Source organism: Sphingomonas psychrolutea (genome assembly GCF_014636175.1).
Taxonomy (GTDB): domain Bacteria; phylum Pseudomonadota; class Alphaproteobacteria; order Sphingomonadales; family Sphingomonadaceae; genus Sphingomonas; species Sphingomonas psychrolutea.
Genome location: NZ_BMDW01000042.1, coordinates 1 through 4,810, shown reverse-complemented (window position 1 = coordinate 4,810; position 4,810 = coordinate 1). Strand labels below are relative to the sequence as shown.

At 54.7% G+C, this 4,810-nt stretch carries 6 protein-coding genes; 5 read left to right on the top strand and 1 reads right to left on the bottom strand.

Annotation, left to right across the window (positions count from 1 at the left end; genetic code table 11):
• Window positions 1–153 precede the first annotated feature (153 nt).
• From IEV62_RS17930 to IEV62_RS17915, 4 genes are all read left to right on the top strand, one after another.
• Window positions 154–732 (top strand): hypothetical protein, encoded by a 579-nt coding sequence (locus IEV62_RS17930; RefSeq protein WP_229733399.1) that lies wholly within the window; start codon window positions 154–156, stop codon window positions 730–732.
• Between the two features lie 490 nt (window positions 733–1,222).
• The gene (locus IEV62_RS17925) at window positions 1,223–1,423 is read left to right on the top strand and encodes a hypothetical protein (protein WP_188449928.1); all 201 of its coding nucleotides are present in this window, start codon (window positions 1,223–1,225) and stop codon (window positions 1,421–1,423) included.
• Window positions 1,424–1,778: 355 nt separating this feature from the next.
• Window positions 1,779–2,366, top strand: coding sequence for a DUF1003 domain-containing protein (locus IEV62_RS17920; protein WP_188449926.1), 588 nt, complete (start codon window positions 1,779–1,781; stop codon window positions 2,364–2,366).
• Entirely contained in the window at window positions 2,363–3,625 is a 1,263-nt protein-coding gene (locus IEV62_RS17915) for a carbohydrate porin (protein ID WP_188449923.1), read from the top strand. The genes IEV62_RS17920 and IEV62_RS17915 overlap by 4 nt, the downstream gene beginning before the upstream one ends.
• On the opposite strand, the gene IEV62_RS17910 is transcribed toward IEV62_RS17915, so the two are convergent.
• Window positions 3,626–4,036, bottom strand: coding sequence for a hypothetical protein (locus tag IEV62_RS17910; RefSeq protein ID WP_188449921.1), 411 nt, complete (start codon window positions 4,034–4,036; stop codon window positions 3,626–3,628).
• Window positions 4,037–4,153: 117 nt separating this feature from the next.
• Here IEV62_RS17910 and IEV62_RS17905 point away from each other — a divergent pair, with 117 nt between their 5' ends.
• Window positions 4,154–4,657, top strand: coding sequence for a DUF1003 domain-containing protein (locus IEV62_RS17905; RefSeq protein WP_229733397.1), 504 nt, complete (start codon window positions 4,154–4,156; stop codon window positions 4,655–4,657).
• Window positions 4,658–4,810: the final 153 nt, after the last annotated feature.

Here is a 4,810-nt window from a genome sequence, read left to right as displayed (position 1 = left end):
TGAATCGCTTCTCCGAAATAGGAACACCGGTGACCGTCCGCCTCTCATAACATCTTCAAGTAAAAGCGCGGTTATGCTCTCGCGACGTTATGCAACAAAGCCGTCAAGACCGTTACTCGACTGTTCGACAATTATTCCGATGCGACAAACGCTGTGCGGGAGCTGGAAGCCCTTGGCATCCCACACGATCAGCTAAGTGTAGTGGCAAATAACGCCGACAAGGCCCACGGGGATCACATTCACCAGGATCACGGCGGGGTCGACGATCATGGCGACGTCAGTCGCGGCGTATCCACGGGGGCGGTGCTCGGCGGGGCCGGCGGACTTCTCGCCGGGCTTGGCCTTTTGGCGATCCCCGGACTGGGACCGATTGTCGCGGCCGGATGGCTTGCCGCAACGGCAGCCGGTGCCGGGATCGGGGCTGTCGGAGGTGCCGCAACGGGTGGCATCGTCGGTGCATTGAAAAATGCGGGCCATACAGACGAAGAGGCGCACGTTTATTCCGAAGGCGTGCGGCGCGGCGGCTCACTTGTTAGCGCAAAGGTCGATGATAATAAGGTAAATGAGGTAGAGGCGGTGCTGCAACGCAACAAGGCTGTTGATGCACAAAGCCGTGGGCAGGACTATCGCGCCGGGGGCTGGTCTGCCTTCGACGATGCCGCGCCGGCATTTACGTCTGAGCAGATGGAACGTGAACGCATGGCACATAGCTCGACAAGTACGATTCTCTGACGAAAAAGCCGCCCATGAGCACGTAACACATGGGCGGCTTACATCGTGATTCCAAATATGTGGCTACCTGAGGTTAGTGTTGTCCGATGCCTCGCTGTGTCCTGTAAGAATTGAGCGAGACACTGAGATCGACAGTGCGCTTCTACAAATCCTTCAGCTTACGTCCCGAGCAGAGCAAAGAGTAAGCGCATCGAGCCTCAAGGCAAAGCCCGTCCGACCCGCCCGCACAATCGAGATCGTCGAGACCGGAGGTGACGGGGGTAGGATGGGCGCCCTCCTCGGTCCGCGTGAAGGATTGCCGCCATTACAAAAGCCGCTGACACCAAGTCGATGCTCTGTTGACCGCTTGGCAGTGCGGGGATGGCAGCCTGTACGGAGCCACCGCGTGCGCGGGAAAACAGCATAATGTTAGACCCAATGTGACACCTAATTCATTTGCCAAAGGCAGATATGTGTCCGACGATCTGAATGTTAACTAGAGGAGGTTACTATGAAAAATACGTTGTTTGTTATCGTCGCAATCTCGATAGCCGCCACCGGCGCGCCGGTTCTGGCAAAAGGCTGTCTCAAGGGAGCGGTGGTTGGCGGAGTCGCGGGGCACATGATCGGCAAAGGTCACGGCGTCGCCGGAGCTGCTGCCGGATGTGCAATTGGACATCATCATGCTGCGAAGAAGATAAAGGCGCGCTGAACCTACAGTGATGCCCCTTGACCCCGGCCTGGGGAATCGCAAAACTTACTTCATTTACTCGAGCGCCGCTCTTGGCCGGGAGGTTCTAGGACGATGGAGACGAAGGTTAGGATGTTGCTTTTCGGTGATGCCGCCCGGGTGGGAAACAATTACAGCTCTTGCGCGAATTTGAGCCAGTCGAACGTGGCAACAACCTAATCTCGCCTAGCGGCGGTATTAAACATTTTATTGAGAAAAGTTGTTCGTCGGTGTTCGCCCATTCGCGGTCGCAGCGTCTAGGTCTCGCGCGGGAGGTCCGTATTTTTGCAAGGTAACTATCCATTCTTTAAGAACGTTGCAGACCGAAGGATGTTTTTTGAGCGATCAATCCGACCCATTGCAGAAGCTTCCAGCGTATGTTGAAGAAACCGTGCAGGCAATCGCAGAACTGCATAGGGAGCATCGTCGCAATGCCTCTTCTATCCATCATGTAGTTGAACGTTCGGTCCAATTTGTAGGAAGACCGCGTTTTGTCGCCTTTTTGACTGTGTTCGTTATTTTGTGGATTGCAGTAAATGTAGGATTGGCTCGTGTTGGAGCCGCATTCGACACTGCGACGTTTCAAACTTTGCAGGACCTTGGCGAACTCCTCGGTCTTTATATCACGATCTTAATCCTAATCACTCAGAGACGCGAGAATGAGTTAGTCTCCCACCGTGAACAGCTTACACTTGAACTTGCGATCTTGGGAGATCAAAAAGGCGCGAAAATTATTCAGCTCCTTGAAGAGCTCCGACGTGACAGTCCGCAGCTCCTTAATCGCACCGACCAACAGGCAGAAGAGTTTTCAGTGGCTGCTGATCCGCAGGCGGTATTTAATGCCATAAGAGAATGCCATGCAGAAATGGAAGCGAAGCTCGATGCAGAAGAATTAGTAGGGCCGCAGGACGAAAGCCGCCCGTGAAATGCGCAGTTGCCGCGATTGCTTTTGGCTTGCAAATAATCGCTGTTAAGCCTGCGATTGCTCAAGATGTCCCGGCGCCAACAGGTGCGCCATTACAGCCTCCACCGGCAACGACGCCGTTTGCCGAAGCTGGTCCCTGGAGCTTCACTGGGCTAGCCAACACCGACTTAATGGCCAACGTCGCTGGAGGATTGGAGCCCGCCATAAAAGGGCTCAGCAAATTTGTCGTTGCAGCAGCGTATGATGGTTCGCAAAATGATCGCGCGGGTTGGAACGCGCTAATCAGCGCTCAATTCACGCACGGAGGTCGACTGAGCACGAACGCGGTCGGTGATGTTCAGGGAGCAGATAATGTTGAAGCTGTCGGTGCGTTGCGCCTCTATGAGGCATGGGTCTCGCGCGATTACGATGGTGCGCAAGGATTGAAGGCGGGCCTTATTGACTTGAATGTGGATTTTGACACGCAAGAAGTCGGGGCGCTATTTCTCAACAGCTCCGACGGCATTGGCCCAGAGCTAGGGCATTCCGGTCTTAATGGACCCTCGATTTATCCTACGACCGCGCTCGGAGTGATCGGTTATCTGCGCAAAGGTACGGGCTTGACGGTCCGCGCCGGGGTTTTCGATGGTACCGCGGGTAGTCCATCCCACCCACGCGATTTTGCGATTCGGTTGTCGGGCAGTGATGGCATATTGGTCATCGGACAAGTTGAACAACGCTTCGATAGCGGCATCCGATTAGAAGCGGGCGTATGGGCCTATTCAGCGTATTTCGAAGCGACCAATCGATTTGATGGACAAGGTCATGCGCTTCGCTATCAGCGATCGCGCGGTATATATGCGCTGGCCGAAGCACCTTTAGTTCGAGCTGGGGAAGACGGCGAACGGGGGCTGGCGGGTTGGCTGCGAATTGGTCTTGGCGATCCCGTTGTCCAGCAAATATTCGGGTATCTCGGCGGCGGCTTGGTCTACACCGGGCCTCTCGTACGGCGTCCGCAGGATCAACTCGGATTCGCAGTCAATCGAGCCATTGTGAATTTGCCGCCGGATCCCGTGCTGTTCAATCCGGGCAGGCGCAGCGAAACCGCTTTCGAACTGACCTATCGTTATAATGCGACCGATTGGCTTGCAGTTCAGCCTGACACGCAAGTCATCTTCCACCCCGGCGGACATCTTCCTACTGCACTCGTCGTCGGAATACGGTTAAGCTTCACGTTGACGAAAAATTTTGCGGCTAAGCTCAAGGATGTCGCAAAATGATCATCTCGACATTCGACAGGGCTTGCCACGCTGAGCCAGACAAACGCGAACTTGAACTGTCGGCTGATCGTTCCTTTTTAGCATCGCGGCAAAACTACTACAGCGTTGATCTTCGCGCTGCGAAACGCGAGGCAGATACGCGTAGATTGTCGAAATCACATCGCCATTTGCCGAAAGCTGTTCAATCTGGGCGCGCGAAGCCGACATTACGCTCCGATTCGGCTTCCGGCAGAGCGAGCTCTCGATACGAAAGCCGTCACCCTTCGCGCGGATATGTGACGCGCGGAACACAAAATTAGTGGTGTCGACCGTTTGGATCTGCGGCAAATCAGTCTCAATTGCCGTTGGCGGTTCAATAGGCGATCCGATGACGATTGCTGACAGGAAGAGCGAGATAATCTGTGCTTGCATGCCTTACGATGCAGCGGAAAATCCCAAACGTCTAGTGAGTTTGGAACGACGGACGGGTCGCGCATTCCGTCAGCCAAGATTGGAAAGAATAGCCAAAATGGTGACGAGGATCGATAGATGGACATGAAACACGAGATTCACGAGAGCGAAGCGGTGTTGCTCAAGGAGCTGCGGCAACTTCGCCGTGAAGTCCGCGCGGGCCGGGAGGAGGCAGTTCACCCGACAGGTCTCACTGTGGGCCAACGTATCGCTGATCGGGTGGCGGAAACGATGGGGTCGTGGACGTTTATAATTATTCAATCGGTGCTATTGGCGGTGTGGGTGGTTCTAAATGTAACTGCATACATAAAGTCTTGGGATCCTTACCCATTTATCCTCCTTAATCTCGCGCTGTCGTTTCAGGCCGCTTACGCGGCGCCAATCATCATGATGAGTCAAAATCGTCAGCAGGATATTGATCGGAGGGCAGCAGAGACCGACTACCGGATTAACATCAAAGCTGAACTCGAAATTGAGCTGCTCCACCACAAACTTGACCAGTTGCGCGAGCAGGAAGTGCTTGAGATGACAAAGGCAATCGCGTCTCTGACGGAACTATTGGGTCGAGAGAGAAGAGAATGATATCAAATCGGTCTATCGGGCCGAGACCGCCGCCGGGTTGGTCGCCTCAGAGCCCGTCTTGAATCTCAAGCGTAACGAGCGAGGCGTCGGAGGATAACGAGGGCGGCGGCAGCGTAGAGGAAGGCTGTTGCGGAACGGATGGTGTTTTCAAAG

What these genes read in the sequence shown, in the direction of transcription:
- IEV62_RS17925 (WP_188449928.1), top strand. Translation starts at nt 1,223, where the DNA reads ATGAAAAATACGTTGTTTGTTATCGTCGCAATCTCGATAGCCGCCACC.
- IEV62_RS17910 (WP_188449921.1), bottom strand. Translation starts at nt 4,036, where the DNA reads ATGCAAGCACAGATTATCTCGCTCTTCCTGTCAGCAATCGTCATCGGA.
- IEV62_RS17905 (WP_229733397.1), top strand. Translation starts at nt 4,154, where the DNA reads ATGGACATGAAACACGAGATTCACGAGAGCGAAGCGGTGTTGCTCAAG.